10 protein-coding genes are annotated in these 14,610 nt (G+C 61.3%); 2 read left to right on the top strand and 8 right to left on the bottom strand.

Annotated features, from left to right (window positions below; translation table 11 throughout):
- Positions 1-26: 26 nt before the first annotated feature.
- The 3 genes from ACIPUB_RS19450 to ftsY form a co-directional block, all read right to left on the bottom strand.
- A complete protein-coding gene (locus tag ACIPUB_RS19450) occupies positions 27-365 on the bottom strand; it encodes a P-II family nitrogen regulator (RefSeq protein WP_407608888.1) in 339 nt (112 codons plus the stop codon).
- On the bottom strand, positions 362-1,693 hold the full coding sequence (locus ACIPUB_RS19445) for an ammonium transporter (RefSeq protein WP_407608887.1): 1,332 nt from the start codon (positions 1,691-1,693) through the stop codon (positions 362-364). Before ACIPUB_RS19445 ends, ACIPUB_RS19450 begins: the two co-directional genes overlap by 4 nt.
- 248 nt (positions 1,694-1,941) lie before the next feature.
- Positions 1,942-3,138: a signal recognition particle-docking protein FtsY gene (gene ftsY, locus ACIPUB_RS19440; protein ID WP_302265935.1), complete on the bottom strand. Its 1,197-nt coding sequence runs from the start codon at positions 3,136-3,138 to the stop codon at positions 1,942-1,944.
- Positions 3,139-3,174: 36 nt separating this feature from the next.
- Between ftsY and ACIPUB_RS19435 the strand changes: the two genes are divergently transcribed.
- A complete protein-coding gene (locus ACIPUB_RS19435) occupies positions 3,175-4,494 on the top strand; it encodes an MFS transporter (RefSeq protein WP_407608886.1) in 1,320 nt (439 codons plus the stop codon).
- Between the two features lie 71 nt (positions 4,495-4,565).
- On the opposite strand, the gene smc is transcribed toward ACIPUB_RS19435, so the two are convergent.
- Positions 4,566-8,150 carry a chromosome segregation protein SMC gene (gene smc / locus ACIPUB_RS19430; protein WP_407608885.1) on the bottom strand — a complete coding sequence of 1,195 codons (3,585 nt, stop codon included), beginning with the start codon at positions 8,148-8,150 and terminating at the stop codon, positions 4,566-4,568.
- Between the two features lie 136 nt (positions 8,151-8,286).
- On the opposite strand from smc, the gene ACIPUB_RS19425 reads away from it, so the two are divergent.
- The gene (locus ACIPUB_RS19425; RefSeq protein ID WP_407608884.1) at positions 8,287-9,105 is read left to right on the top strand and encodes a serine hydrolase domain-containing protein; all 819 of its coding nucleotides are present in this window, start codon (positions 8,287-8,289) and stop codon (positions 9,103-9,105) included.
- Positions 9,106-9,243: 138 nt separating this feature from the next.
- Here ACIPUB_RS19425 and ACIPUB_RS19420 read toward each other — a convergent pair whose 3' ends face one another.
- The 4 genes from ACIPUB_RS19420 to rnc all read right to left on the bottom strand — a co-directional run.
- The gene (locus tag ACIPUB_RS19420) at positions 9,244-10,650 is read right to left on the bottom strand and encodes a glycosyltransferase family 2 protein (RefSeq protein WP_407608883.1); all 1,407 of its coding nucleotides are present in this window, start codon (positions 10,648-10,650) and stop codon (positions 9,244-9,246) included.
- A 333-nt stretch (positions 10,651-10,983) separates the two neighbouring features.
- Positions 10,984-12,864 carry a glycosyltransferase gene (locus tag ACIPUB_RS19415; RefSeq protein WP_407608882.1) on the bottom strand — a complete coding sequence of 627 codons (1,881 nt, stop codon included), beginning with the start codon at positions 12,862-12,864 and terminating at the stop codon, positions 10,984-10,986.
- 159 nt (positions 12,865-13,023) lie between these two features.
- Positions 13,024-13,941, bottom strand: a complete 918-nt coding sequence (gene mutM / locus ACIPUB_RS19410; protein ID WP_407608881.1) for a bifunctional DNA-formamidopyrimidine glycosylase/DNA-(apurinic or apyrimidinic site) lyase — start codon at positions 13,939-13,941, stop codon at positions 13,024-13,026.
- Between the two features lie 3 nt (positions 13,942-13,944).
- A partial coding sequence (gene rnc / locus ACIPUB_RS19405; RefSeq protein WP_407608880.1) for a ribonuclease III occupies positions 13,945-14,610 on the bottom strand: 666 nt, incomplete at its 5' end.

Below are 14,610 nucleotides of genomic sequence, written 5' to 3'. Positions count from 1 at the left end.
GGGCGTCGATCCCGCTTATGGGATTTCTAGACGGCTGCCATGCCGCGTTCGCCGGTACGGACCCGGATCACTTCCTCGACATTGGTGACCCAGATCTTTCCGTCTCCGGCGCTGCCGGTGTTCGCGGTGGAGATCAGGACGTCCAGGATGTCGTCACAGGTGCTCTCCTCCACCAGGACTTCAAGGCGCACCTTGGGCAGCAGGTCGACCGTGTATTCGGCCCCACGATAGACCTGTGTGTGGCCGCGCTGCCGGCCGTACCCGCTGGCCTGGCTGATGGTCATGCCTTGGACTCCGTAGTTTTCCAGTGCTTCACGGATCTCGTCGGTCTTTTCGGGTCGGATGATGGCTGTCACGAGTTTCATGCGCTGACCTCTTCCTTGGCTCGGGCCGCATCCTTTTCGGTTGCGGAGGACTTCAGGTGTGCCGAGGTGGCCGGGTGGGGAACGAAGGTTCCACCGGTGCCCAGGCCGCCGAACTCGTAGCCGGTTTCTGCGTGCTGCATCAGGTCGATGCCGGCGATTTCCTCTTCGGTGCTGATGCGGAAGCCCATGATCCTGTGGATTGCCAGGCCGATGATGGTTGTCATGATGGCGGTGAAGGCCATGACCACGACGCAGGCAACGATCTGGGCCCAGAGCTGGGCGAATCCGCCGCCGTAGAAAAGGCCGCCGCCGATCCCGTCGACGGGAAGTGCGATGAAGCCCAGGGCGAGGGTGCCGATGATCCCGGATACCAGGTGCACGCCGACGACGTCCAGGGAGTCGTCGTAGCCCCAGCGGTACTTCAGGCCGACTGCCAGGGCAGAGGCAACGCCGGCGATGAGACCCAGGCCAAGGGCCGCGACGGGGCTGATGTTGGCGCAGGCCGGGGTGATGGCCACCAGGCCTGCAACGATGCCCGAAGCTGCACCCAGGGAGGTGCTGTGTCCGTCGCGGAAGCGTTCAACCAGGATCCAGCCCAGGAGGGCGGCGGAGGGCGCAGCGAGGGTGTTGACCCAAATCAAGCCGGCCTCCTCGGCAGTGCTTGCTGCGCCGCCGTTGAATCCGAACCAGCCGAACCAGAGCAGCGCGGCACCGAGCATGACGAAGGGGATGTTGTGCGGGCGCTGGCTCGGGTCCTTCCCGAAGCCGCGGCGCTTGCCGAGGATGAGCGCGAGGATCAGGCCTGCGACACCGGCGTTGATGTGGACAACGGTGCCACCGGCGAAGTCAATGGCCTCACCGACCACGGAGCCAATGGCTCCCTCGGCGCCCAGGATTCCGCCACCCCAGACCCAGAAGGCGATGGGAGCGTAGACAAGGGTCACCCAGACGGGGACGAAGACCAACCACGCGCTGAATTTGGCTCGGTCCGCCACGGCCCCGGAAATCAGGGCGACGGTAATGATCGCGAAGGTCGCTCCGTAACCGGCGGCGATGAAGCCATCGGTGCCGAGCATTGATCCCATCCCGAAACCGTCTGCCGGGTTTCCAAACAAGCCGCCCACGTTTGCCCCGCCACCTGCCATGGAGTTGCCCCAGAGCACCCACACCACGGTGACGAGGGCGATGGCCGAGAAGCTCATCATCATCATGTTCAGTACGCTTTTGGCCCGGGTCATTCCACCGTAGAAGAATGCCAGTGCCGGGGTCATCAGCAGGACGAGTGCGGCGCACACCATCATCCATACCTGAGTCGTTGTTAGCTCCATGTCTAACGCCTCCCTGAATCGCTTGCGAGTCTTTCTCGCCTGTATTCAAGAATTCCCTGTCGGTGTTACGTCCGGCACGGCCAAGCATTTCGTGGTGGTTACCGATTCCCCCTGGACGTAAAAGGCGGGTGTCGCACTCATTTCGGTGATGTTTCCGAAACCTTGTCCGCATGGCAAAGGCGGCCACGGAAGAAAAAATCCGTGGCCGCCTTTGAGGCAGTTAGCTGGTCAAGAACCCCGTTGCCGGGTCAGTCGAGCAGTGCGTCGACGAACGCCGCAGCATCGAATGGCGCCAAGTCGTCGGGGCCCTCGCCCAGGCCGACCAGCTTCACCGGGACACCGAGCTGGCGCTGGATGGCTACAACGATGCCACCCTTGGCGGTGCCATCCAGTTTCGTCAGGACGATGCCGGTGACGTTGACGACCTCGGAAAAGACCTTGGCCTGGTTCAGGCCGTTCTGGCCGGTGGTGGCGTCGAGAACCAAGAGAACTTCGTCGACGGTGGCCTTCTTCTCGATGACACGTTTGATCTTCCCAAGTTCGTCCATCAGGCCGACCTTGTTCTGCAGGCGGCCGGCGGTGTCGATCATGACGATGTCGACTTCCTGCTCGATGCCGGCCTTCACTGCCTCGAAGGCGACGGAAGCCGGGTCGGCGCCGTCGATATCGGACTTGACCGTAGGGACGCCTACGCGGTCTCCCCAGGTCGCAAGCTGTTCGGCGGCGGCGGCACGGAAGGTGTCGGCGGCACCAAGGATGACGTCCTTGTTTTCGGCAACCAGCACGCGTGCCATCTTGCCGATCGTGGTGGTCTTGCCAACGCCGTTGACGCCGACGACCATGATCACGTTTGGACGGTCCGCATGGCGAACCGGGATGAAGCTGCGGTCCATGCTCGGGTCGACCAGCTTGATGAGTTCTTCACGCAACATGTCGTGGACGCGCTGGGGGTCCCGGCTTCCTTCCACCTTGACGCGCTCGCGCAGGGCATCAACCAGTTCCAGGGTGGGTTCGGTCCCCAAGTCGGCCAAGAGCAGGGTCTCTTCGATTTCGTCCCAGACGTCTTCGTCAATCTTGTCCTGGCTCAACAGGGCCAGCAGGCCCTTGCCCAGGACGTTGTTTGACTTGGACAGGCGAGCCCGGAGGCGTGCCAGCCGTCCTTGGACGGGCTCGGGTACATCGATGGGGACGACGACCTTGCCGACGGTTTCGTCGACAACATCCGTTGCCGGGGCTTCCGCGGTTTCAGTCGGGGCCCCCACTTCGGGGGCTTCGGTGGACGGCGCGTCCGTGGTGAGCGTGGGCGCTGGGTCGTTGGCGTCGCGCGGGCCGGTGTACGTTCCCTTGGGCGCCTTGCGGCCCCGGACAAGGAAGAAGGCAGCACCAATACCGATGACGGCAACCACTGCAACGAGGACAATGATCAAGTTAAGTTGTTCTGACACCGTCCAAGCTTCTCACAGACTAAACTTGTCTTACTTATGCCTAAGAATGCCTCGACCCCCAACTTCCCGGAAAAGCCGGTTAATGCCGGTTCCGAAAAGTTGCCGTCGGTTCCCCGTGAAATCCGCGTGCTTGTCGCGGCCGCCTTCGTCGTCGCCCTCGGATTCGGGCTCATTGCACCGATCCTGCCCCAATTCGCAACGAGTTTTAACGTCGGCGTTGCCGCAGCCAGCGTCATTGTCAGCATTTTTGCCTTTGCCCGATTGATCTTTGCCCCAGTCAGCGGAAAGTTGACCGATTGGCTCGGCGAACCGACCGTGTACGTCACCGGTGTCCTCATCGTTGCCGCCTCGACCATTCTCTGTGGCTTTGCCCAGTCCTACACCCAGCTGCTCATTTTCCGCGGGCTGGGCGGACTGGGCTCGACCATGTTCACGGTCTCGGCCATGGCCTTAATTGCCCGCATGTCGCCGCCGCAAATCCGCGGACGTATCGCCGGGCTGTATTCAGGCTCGTTCCTGCTCGGCAACGTGGCAGGTCCGGTGCTCGGTTCCCTTGCTGCCGGCATGGGGTTCCGGATTCCCTTCTTCATCTACGGCGGGGCGCTAGTGGTGGCGGCCTCAATCGTCTATTTCTCCCTCTCCCACTCGCGTCGCGCTACCATGAAGACGGCTGCGGAAAAGGCGGCCCCGGCGGTCGACCGCATACCCCTTTCAGAGGCCTGGGGTGCGGCGTCCTTCAAGGCCGCGTTGGTTTCCGGCTTCACCAATGGCTGGATGGCCTTCGGCGTGCGGATGTCCCTGATTCCGCTCTTCGCCGTCGCGGCGTTCGCCTCGCAGGGCACTCTGCTCGCCGGCCTGGCGCTGGCGATCTTCGCCGTGGGCAACGGTGCGGCCCTCACCGTGGCGGGCAGGCTCACCGACACCTACGGCCGCCGCCTGCCGATCCTGGTCGGGCTGACCGTTGCCTCGCTGGCCACTGCCGCGATCGGCTGGGTCGACACCATTCCCCTCTTTATCGCCTTGTCGGTCATCGGAGGCCTCGGGACGGGGCTGATGGGCCCGGCCCAGCAGGCAGCGATCGCCGACGTGGTCGGCCAGGGCCGCAACGGCGGAAAGGTCATGGCCACCTTCCAGATGGCAACCGACTTCGGCTCCATCATCGGTCCGATCCTGGCCGGCTTGATCGCCGACCGGGCAGGCTTCGGGTGGGCATTCACCGTCAGTGGCGCCCTGGGTCTGATGGGGGTCATTGCGTGGTTGCCGGTGAAGGAAAAGCGTCCGGCTGCTGCCAACGAATCCTCAACAGCGGCAAGCGAGCCCGGCCCTTTCCGGGACGGGCTCGACGACAGGCAATAGCGTGGCCAGCCCACATCGGAAAGGGAAGCTCCCCGAACCCCAGGGGGGCGACGATCAGCGGGAACGCTGCCTTAGGCGCTTTGTGCATCCTCGCGTTCGATGCGCTGGCTGATCACCATGGAAACGCCGTCTCCACGCATGGTGACGCCGTAGAGCGCGTCTGCCACTTCCATGGTGCGCTTTTGGTGCGTGATCACGATGAGTTGGCTGGATTCGCGCAGCTCCTCGAAGATGGTGATCAGGCGACCCAGGTTGGTGTCGTCCAGCGCGGCTTCCACTTCATCCATGACGTAGAAGGGTGACGGACGTGCCTTGAAGATCGCCACCAACAGTGCGACGGCAGTCAACGAACGCTCGCCACCGGAGAGCAAGGAAAGCCGCTTGATCTTCTTCCCGGCGGGACGGGCTTCCACTTCAATGCCGGTGGTCAGCATGTTCTCCGGATCCGTGAGGACCAGGTGCCCTTCTCCCCCGGGGAACAATCTCCCAAAGACCCGCTCGAACTGTGCCGCGGTGTCGTTGTAGGCCTCCGTGAAGGCACGCTCCACGCGCTCGTCGACGTCCTTGATGATATCGAGCAGGTCCTTGCGGCTCTTCCGCAGGTCCTCCAGTTGCGAGGTCAGGAACTTGTGCCTTTCCTCAAGCGCAGCGAACTCTTCCAGCGCCAGCGGATTGACCCTGCCCAACGCAGCAAGATCCCGTTCGGCCCTTTTCAGCCTTTTTTCCTGCTCGACGCGGTCAAACGGGATTCCTTCGGGTATGGCGTTGCCCTCGTCATCTACTTCAGCGCGCAGGGCAGCCCATTTGTCGTCCTCGGCAGCGGGCTGCGGAACCGGCAGGTGCGGACCGAAGTTCTCAATGAGGTGCTCGCTGGTCAACCCGAGTTCCTCTATGGATCGGTTCTCCAGCGATTCAATGCGCATGCGCTGTTCTGCCCGAGCCATCTCGTCGCGGTGGACAGAATTCGTCAGCTCCGCCAACTCATGGCCCAGCTTGTCGACGCGTCCGCGCACGAGGGAAAGTTCGGCTTCCAGTTCCTCGCGCCGGGCCTGGAACTCTTCCCGCTCCCGGTCGGCCAGCTCGATCGATATATCCATGAACGAAACGACGCGTTCGACCTTGGCCGAGACCTCGCGGGCAGCGGCGGCCTGCTTGCGGCGGATCTCGGCCCGGCGTTGCGCCTCGGCACGTGCCCGGCGTTCGGTTTCCGCCGCACGTTTCAGGGACTCGACCCGACCGCGCAGCCCGTTGGCACGCTCCTCCGCGCTGCGCAGGGCCAGACGGGCATCCAGTTCCTTTTGCCGCGCGCTTGAGGCGGCGGCCGCCAGTTCATCGCGCTGGTCGGTCTCGGGTCCGTGTTCCTCTGGTGACTCCTGGGCCATGTCCAGGCGCTCAATGAGTTCGGCGAGCTTCTCCTGCTCCACTTCCAGCTTTTCCTGGGCAATGGCAATCTGCTGTTCGAGGCGCTCGCGTTCGTCCTGGCCCTGGCGGAGCAGGGATCCCAGGTGCTCCATGCGCTGGGCTACGGCCGAGATCCTCGCATCCGAATCGTGCAAACGGCTCAATGCCGTGTCTGCGGCCTCCTCGGCGGCCATGAGCCCGGCGGTGAGGTCAGCTGCCTCCAGGCGCAAGGAACCAAGGCGTTCCTCAATCAGAGCCAGTTCGGCTTCGGTTTCGGCGATGGCCGCGTTCTGTTCTATCAGCGAAGGGGCGGCAGTGGTGCCGCCACTGGCAGAACCCGCAGTGAGAATGTCACCGGCCAGTGTCACTGCCCGGGTACCTGCATCCTGTGACAACAAATGCTTCGCCTCGGCAAGGTCCGTGGCGACCACCGTGGTTCCCAACAGGTGTGCCAACGTGCCGCGCAATGCTTCGGGTGCACTGATGACGTCCAATACATGCTTCCCCGAAGACGCAGGCGATATGCCGTGGGCAGAGGCGTCAAGATTTCCACTGACCAGATGGACGCGTCCTCCCTCTGATGCGCGCAGCCCGCCCAGGATCTCCAGGGCGTGGTCCAGTTCCTGGACGGCAATGGCTTCGGCAATCGGGCCCAAGGCGGCCGCAACGGCAATCTCATAGCCCGTCTCGACTTCGAGGTGTTCCGAGAGGCGCCCCAGCAGGCCTTCATGCCCGCCGGCCAGGATATCTTCCGAGGCATCCTTGCGGACGGCCCCCTCGCGCAGCGCCTCAAGCCTTCCGCGCAGGGAACCCAATTGCGTGGCAAGTTCTTGTTCAGTCCGGCGTTGGGTATCCATCTGGGCTACCAGCGCCTCGTGGCGGTCAGCAGCATGTTCATAGGCCGTATCGAGGTCTTCCTCTCCGTCCTGGACGGATGCCGCCTGTTGCTCAAGGGCGGCAAACTCGTTGGCGGTACCCTCGCGACGCGCTGACCAGCCCTGAAGCGACTCGCGCAACCTGCCCAATTCACCTTCTGCCGCTTCGACCTTGCTGCGGGAGGCGCCCACTTGCCCGGCGAGCCGGGCGAGCCCTTCCCTGCGGTCCGCTGCCACCCGCAATTCAGTGGTCAGGCGCTGTTGTTCGGCATGTGCTGCTTCCTCGGCCTGCGATTTGGCCTCGAGGGCTTCCTCAAGCAGCTCCTGGCGAATCTCGAGGTTTTCCTCGAGTTCCTCCAGCTCTTCGCGCAGTCGCTCAGCCTGTGCTTCGAGCCGGTCGGGATCACGGCTCGGGTCGGCTTCAATGCCGTCGGTTCCGAGCAGGCGGGAGCGTTCCGCTGACAGGGCACCCAGGGACCTGAAGCGTTCCCGCGTGGAGGTCAGCCCAAACCAGAGGTCTCGCGCCTTATTGAGGGCGGGGGTGGCGTGGGCAGCCGCGACTTCAAGCTTGGTGAGCTCGGCACGGGCATCCTCGAGCCGGGCCTGGACTACTTGCTGGGCGGCCCGCTGTGACGCTTCGTCGGCGATGTCCTTTTCCAGTGTGCCGCGCAAGGTCACCAGGTCATCGGCCAGGAGCCTGGACTTGGCGTCACGCACGTCGAACTGGACGCTCTGGGCGCGGCGGGCGATCTTGGCTTGTTTGCCAAGGGGTGTGAGCTGGCGGCGGATCTCGCTGGTGAGGTCTTCGAGCCGGTTCAGGTTGCCCTGCATGGCGTCAAGTTTCCGTACGGTCTTTTCCTTGCGCCGACGGTGCTTGAGCACACCGGCGGCCTCCTCGATGAAGCCCCTGCGGTCCTCGGGCGTGGCATGCAGGATTCGGTCAAGCTGTCCTTGGCCGACGATCACGTGCATTTCCCGTCCCAGGCCGGAGTCCGAGAGGAGTTCCTGGATGTCCAGGAGCCTGCATGAATTGCCGTTGATGGCGTACTCGGAGCCGCCCGCCCTGAACAGGGTCCTGGAAATGGTGACTTCGGCGTATTCGATGGGAAGCGCACCGTCGCTGTTGTCGATCGTCAGGGAGACATGCGCGCGGCCAAGCGGCGCGCGGCCGGAGGTGCCGGCGAAGATGACATCCTCCATCTTGCCGCCACGCAAGGTCTTGGCGCCCTGCTCCCCCATGACCCAGGCAAGTGCATCGACAACGTTTGACTTGCCCGAACCATTGGGGCCGACCACGGCGGTGACACCCGGTTCGAATTCAAAGGTCGTTGCCGAGGCAAACGACTTGAATCCGCGAACGGTGAGTGTTTTCAAATGCACGTGGGAGCGTCCTGGCTAATTGGTGACTAAAGTGGTCGGAGGGCTGCCTTCCATACTATCGAGTCAGGTTGGCTCAAGAGCGTAGGTCAAGCCCGGCATACAGGTATTTTCATCAAGAATGCTAGGAGAAGACCCTTTGAAGAGTCTTTCGGCCATCGATTCATGGCCTTCGACACAGGCGGCTTCGGCCGTGGTTGCCGCCGACGGCGCAGTCCTGGGATCACACGGCGATGTTGAGCACCGCTTTGCACTTGCCTCAGTCACCAAGCTGCTCAGTGCCTACGCATTTCTGGTCGCGGTGGAGGAGGGAGCTTTCGAGCTCGACACGCCGGCCGGCCCCGAAGGCTCCACCGTGAAGCATCTCCTGGCCCACACCTCCGGTTACGATTTTGCCGAACGCAAGGTGCGCTTTGCCCCTGGTGACCGGCGCCTGTATTCGAATGCCGGCTTTGAGGTCTTGGCCGAGACACTGGAGAAAGCCACCGACATGAGATTCGCCGACTACCTGGGCGAAGCCGTCTTGCAACCGCTCGGCATGGACTCCACGTCCCTGGACGGCAGCGCCGCAGCGGACGGCGTCTCGACCCTGGGCGATCTCATGACGTTCGCGGCCGAATTGCAGGACCCGACGCTGTTGGACGTCCAAACCCACTCCCAGGCAACCCACGTGGTTTTCCCGGACCTTCCCGGGATCCTCCCCGGCTACGGACGGCAAAAGAACAACACCTGGGGACTGGGTTTTGAAATCCGGTCGGAAAAGTCCCCGCACTGGACCGGCACGCTGAACTCGCCGGAAACCTACGGACACTTTGGTCAGGCTGGAACGTTCCTTTGGGTCGACCCGGTACTGGGTGCGGCCTGTGTGACTTTGACCGACAAACCCTTTGGCCCATGGGCGGTCGAGGCATGGACGCCGTTCAACGACGATGTAGTCAGAGAAGTCATGGGCAGCTGAAGAGTCGACAGTTGGTTGGATGCTGAATGACTACGGTCAACAACGAGCGGCTCCCCCGGCGACTCAACGGGCGGTTTCGTGAAAGCGATGAATCGTATCCATGAAACCGCCCGCTGCGGACTCGCCAGTGTTTTCGGTTTATTTCCGGAGGTCCAAGCTCAGGCTGCCGTGGACCGTGGCGTAAACGCGGATGCCCGACACTGGCGGCGGGAGGGCGACCCCTGCCGGACAAGTTGTCCGTGCCGGAGCGCCTTCCTGGCCGGTGGCATCGCGGGCGATCGTCCAGACATCGATGATCTCTTTCCCAAAAGCCTTCAAATCGTCAGATCTGATCGAAACGGTGTGCAGGTGCCTGTCAGAATCCACTGCCGACCCATTAACCTCTACGTCGAACGTTACTTGCTTGGTCCCTGTACGGTTTTTCAGCACCAGGTCGGCACTGCTCAACGGCGCCAGGCTGGAGAGCTGGAAACTGACGCCATCGCCACTGACTCTTGCCTCAACGGTCTCCATCGGACCATTGACGGACTCTCGTTTTTTGACGGTTGTCAGGATCGCGTCGAGGTCTTGCTGGTGAATAAGCGCTGTCAGTTCCCTATCCGCGTCGTCGAGTTTCTGCCGTGACTCCACCGGAAGAAAACGATCGATGAAAGCCGCATGGGATACGACCCATTGCTTTTGCACGCGGGGAGCCATCGCGAGGAACCTGGCAGGCTCATAGAACCGCAGTCCCTTTCGCCTGAATAGGTCGAGCACGAGCAAGTCCGCGAGGGCCCTATCCTGGACGCCATCAAGCAAATTCTTCGAAATCTCGGTGATTGAACGAACGTAGCCTGCGGGTTCGATCGGTGCACTACTGATATTCGTTCCGACTGTCCGGGTCCGAATGAAGTAGTAGTCATAGTCGGCAAGAATTGAAGTCTTGCGAGCCTTCAGATAGCAGGCAGACATGACGATTCCGTCTTCCAAACGAACTTTCTCTTCATGAAACCTGATGTTGTTCTCCAGCAACAGTGACCGTCGAACGAGTTTTTGGGGCGAGAGGGAGCGCAAGATTGTGCGTAGGGGTACGTCTTCGACGGTCTTCGTGAACAGCGAAGCCTGCACTCGTCGCCCACCTACGCCAATCATTTTGGGAACGACAACATCCGAGGAATGTGCCCGGGCAAAGTCCACCATTCGACGCAATGCTTCCGGTCCAAGGTGGTCATCCGCATCGCAGAAAAACACGAATTCGGATCGGCTGGCCTCGATGCCCACATTTCGCGGCTTGCCTGGCCAGCCGCTGTTCTCCTGGTGTATTACTCGGAAGTTCGCATTCCTGGCTGCATACACGTCAAGAATCTCGCCGCTGAAGTCGTTGGATCCATCGTCCACGGCGATCACGTCAAAGTCGGTTGAAGCCATGTCTTGCGCTTCGAGGGAGTTCAGGAGTTCTGTCAGATACGGCATCGCGTTGTAAACCGGGATGATGACCGACACCGAGCGCGGGGACGACGCGCCGTTATCGAAATCCCCTGGCTTCTGAGCAGCAGAAAATGGCATAGGTGACGAACTCTCCGAAACTGGACCAACTCCCGCCAGCAAACCATCCGTGCTTTTCTTTTTACCTATTCCCAATTTTGACCGTAGTCCCATCGGGACCCCCTTAGTTTTCAATAAGTCCCAAACATTACCCGTCTCACAGATGAACACTGCAAAGGGAAAGTTCATAACAAATATATTTTTCGACTACGTGACGTTACCATCGCGTCAGCACCGATCATCCAAGCCATGAATTCCGGCCAGTCCAAACAGCCGGGCACCAGGCGGTAACTCGCCATCCTGTCGTCGCTACACAGCGGCCAACTGGCTGCCCGAAAGCGGCGAGGACGTCGGCTACACGCGCTTGAGTGACAAACTGCCATGCTGGGTGCGGTAGATGCGCCACCCAACTACGGTCGCCGGATCGAGGTCACCAAATTCAACGCGTTTTCTCGCTGCGTTTCCGTTCGTGGTGGCAAAGACGTCCAAGATTGTTCCCGGCGCGCTATCAGCCAAGGGCAATACCCACGCTCCAGCCTGAATGGCGGCGGCGGAGACAACTTTGTTTGAATCCCGCGGCACGAGTATCAGCCCCAGATCGTCGGGCATCGCCCCATTTGGGAGGAATTCGAGGTCCCTGGTTCCTGCGGGCCGAACCTGCGAGATGATCGGGCCAATCGTCTTACCCACGATACGGTTGGGACGGGGAGCAGCGTTTAGGATCTCCATCCATCGCTTGACGAAATTTTCCTTGGTGAATCGCATCAAGGTTTTCCTGCACTCCAAGGCCATGTCGTTTCGCTTGCCGGGATTCTTCATCAAAGCGAGCACCTGTTCCGCCATCGCCCGATTTTCGCCGAAAGGCATAAGAAAGCCATTCCGATCATCAACGATGACATCCCGCGGACCGTAATTGGCGTCATAGGCGGCAACCGGCACCCCGTGGGCCATGCTTTCGAGAAGTATCAGGGGGAACCCTTCAGAAGCGGAGGTCAACAGCGTCACGAGCGCCGTGGCATAGATTTCCGATGGATTGTTCGTAAAAGGCATGAATTTGACACTGTCTTTGATGCCCAATTCATCGATTAGCTCCGCCAAGGTGTCTTCCTCGGCATCCTTGTAGCCAAAACCGAAGACCTCAAGGCGAGCCCGGGGTTCCGCGGCAGCAATATGGGCAAAGACCCGCATCGCCTCGTCGAGACGTTTCTTTGGGTGGATCCTGGCGACGAGGACGATACGGTAGGGATCAATTTCGGTCGAGCGGTTCGATTCCTCAGGCGCAACCTGACCAATGACCTGCATGATTTCGTCATGCCCGAATTCCTCCGCCATGTCCTTTTTCTGGGCGTCCGTCAGCAACACCAGCCGGTCCCACGCATCAAGGTTTCGCCCAGCCCGCGCCCAGTTGGGGCTGGTTCCAGAGCCGGATACATACGGCGGTTGCAGATGGTTGCTATGGGCCGTCATGATCTTGAGAAGGTTGGGGTGGCGAATCGCACCGACGATGTCATCCACATTTTCCCTCGGCAAATTCGGGAGATTCTCCCGGAACTCCGAGACGATGGCCGGCGCCGCATCCTTTTCAAGTTTCCGCTCGAAAGCAAATTTGTAGAGTTCCCCCATCGTGGCGAATGAACGCGGGTTTTCACCATGGAGGAAGGAGGCGCCCCATTTGGGATCACCGGGTGTCTGCCAAATTGTCAGAAAGCACGTGGAGTCGTGACCGAAGAATCTTTGAACGGTGGGATTGTGACTGCCCTGCTGGTACGTGAGGCGGCGTGCAACGCAACCGAACTCGTCCATCTCGTCACGCCGATATCGGAATCTGGCCTCATCAAAGTACTCGACAACTTCTATCCGGCCACCCGTGTCAAAACGCACGTATTTTTCGTAGATGCCGTCGCGGAAATACCTGTATTCCCGACCCGACCTGCCCGTGGGGAACACGGTGATGCCGGGCCCCTCATCGAGGACGTAGGGGGTGCGTTTATCCGATGTGGACGGGTCCAATGTATACAGGATGCTGTAAGCGGTCACTGCGGGATGCAAATGCCCGTCACGTTTGAGATCCTCGACATCCAACTGGAGCCGGGGTTGTCCTGCCAAAACCGCAATCCTGACTTCTGGCATCGTTCCTTGGGCAGCGAGGGCGTTGGCGCGTTCACGAACCGCCTTGACGAGGCCTCCACGTTTGAGCGCAAGGGTGTTTACCAGGAAGTGCGGCGTACGAGTCATGTGATCAATCCTACCCAACGCCAACTGAGCATTCTCCTAGTCAGCCGCCTCCGCCAGTGGGACTCGTGTGTAGCCAGTGCGAACGCGATTCGAAGCCTCTCGCGGATCCAGGCCAGGCAGGGGGAAACCTGGAATGGCATCCACGGGGTTCAAGGGGTTTCAGCGGGGCTTACGCTGGCACCTGGGACAACTGTAGGAGGAGCGTCCCATGAAGGGATCCCGGCGGATCGCCGAGACCACGCCTTCTTCGGCACAACGCTGGCAGTCCCGGCCTTCGCGGCCATAGGCGTTAAGTGACCTGTCAAAGTAGCCGGAAGCGCCGTTGACATTGACATAAAGCGCGTCGAAACTCGTGCCGCCGGCATCCAGCGCACGGCCCATGACGTCCACGAGTGCAGTGTGGAGGCGTACGACGTCGGGGCGGCGGATCGTGGCGGTGGAGCGCAGACCGTGCAGCTTGGCGGCCCAAAGTGCTTCGTCCGCGTAGATGTTCCCGACACCGGAAATGACCTGCTGGTCCAGGATTGCGCGCTTGATTTGCGTATTTTTCTTGCGCAGGGCCTGGTAGAGGGCCTCGGGGGTCGAAGCGGGATCAAGGACATCCCGGGCGATGTGAGCAGCGGCCTCTGGAATCCAGGGCGCCTCGGAACCTTGGCCTCCGGGAAATTGGTCACCGGTGGGCACCAGGGGCGAGAGAAACATGCCGCCAAAGATTCTTTGGTCGATGAACCGCAGTTGGTTCGGCTTGTTGGCCTCTGGAGACAGTTCAAGGCGCACCTTCAGGTGCTTCTCGTCCGGCGCGGCGGGCTCCTCCACCAACAGCTGTCCGCTCATGCCCAGATGGGCCACCAACGCGCTGGGCCTTGGCAATCCGTCGAGCAGCAACCACAGGAACTTTCCGCGGCGCACGGCCGCGCCAATGCTGGTCCTGGTTAGGCTCGCGGTGAAATCAGCCGGTCCTCCGAGATGTCGGCGAACCGATCGTGGATCTACGACCTGGACCGCTTCGACGGTCCGGCCAACGACCCAGTCCTCCAGACCTCGCCGAACAACCTCGACTTCCGGAAGTTCAGGCATTGCTTAGTTGGCCTTGGCCGAGTCGTTCTGCGGGCCGACCAATTTCCAGGTCACTGCCGCTGATTCCTGCTCGGCTTCCTTCTTGGAGGGACCGGTTCCCTGCCCGTACGGAGTGCCGCCAATATGGAGCACGGCGATGTAGGTACGTGCGTGGTCGGGGCCGGAGCCCGTGACACGGTACTCGATGGCGCCGAGCTTCTTGGCTGCGGCGATTTCCTGGATAGCGGTTTTCCAGTCGGTCCCGGCGCCCAGGACGTCCACGTCGTGCAACAACGGCAGGATCAGGCGCATGACCATTTGCCTGGCCACTTCAATCCCGTGGTTCAGGAAGGTCGCACCGATGAGGGATTCCATCGTGTCGGCAAGAATGGACGACTTGTCCTTGCCATTGGTCAGGATTTCACCTTGACCCAAGAGAATGAATTCCCCTACGCCAAGGGAACGGGCGATGCCAGCCAGGGCGCGGGTACTGACCACGGCGGAACGTCGCTTGGCCAGATCACCTTCGGGCAAGTCCGGGTAATTCTTGTAGAGGTGGTCGGTCACGGCATAGCCGAGCACCGAGTCACCCAGGAATTCCAGACGTTCATTGGTGGGGATGCCACCATGCTCGTAGGCGTAGGAACGGTGTGTGAGGGCAAGACGAAGCGTCTCGGGGTCAATAGCGAC

The sequence above is a fragment of the Paeniglutamicibacter sp. ORCA_105 genome (assembly GCF_045798545.1).
Lineage (GTDB): Bacteria > Actinomycetota > Actinomycetes > Actinomycetales > Micrococcaceae > Paeniglutamicibacter > Paeniglutamicibacter sulfureus.
The sequence above is the reverse complement of the archived record's forward strand: the minus strand, read 5'-3'. Positions and strand labels throughout refer to the sequence as shown.

Bases quoted from the DNA above. Each gene is read 5' to 3' on its own strand.
- ACIPUB_RS19450 (WP_407608888.1), bottom strand. From the start codon at position 365: ATGAAACTCGTGACAGCCATCATCCGACCCGAAAAGACCGACGAGATC.
- ACIPUB_RS19435 (WP_407608886.1), top strand. From the start codon at position 3,175: ATGCCTAAGAATGCCTCGACCCCCAACTTCCCGGAAAAGCCGGTTAAT.
- mutM (WP_407608881.1), bottom strand. From the start codon at position 13,941: ATGCCTGAACTTCCGGAAGTCGAGGTTGTTCGGCGAGGTCTGGAGGAC.
- ACIPUB_RS19415 (WP_407608882.1), bottom strand. From the start codon at position 12,864: ATGACTCGTACGCCGCACTTCCTGGTAAACACCCTTGCGCTCAAACGT.
- ACIPUB_RS19420 (WP_407608883.1), bottom strand. From the start codon at position 10,650: ATGCCATTTTCTGCTGCTCAGAAGCCAGGGGATTTCGATAACGGCGCG.
- ACIPUB_RS19445 (WP_407608887.1), bottom strand. From the start codon at position 1,693: ATGGAGCTAACAACGACTCAGGTATGGATGATGGTGTGCGCCGCACTC.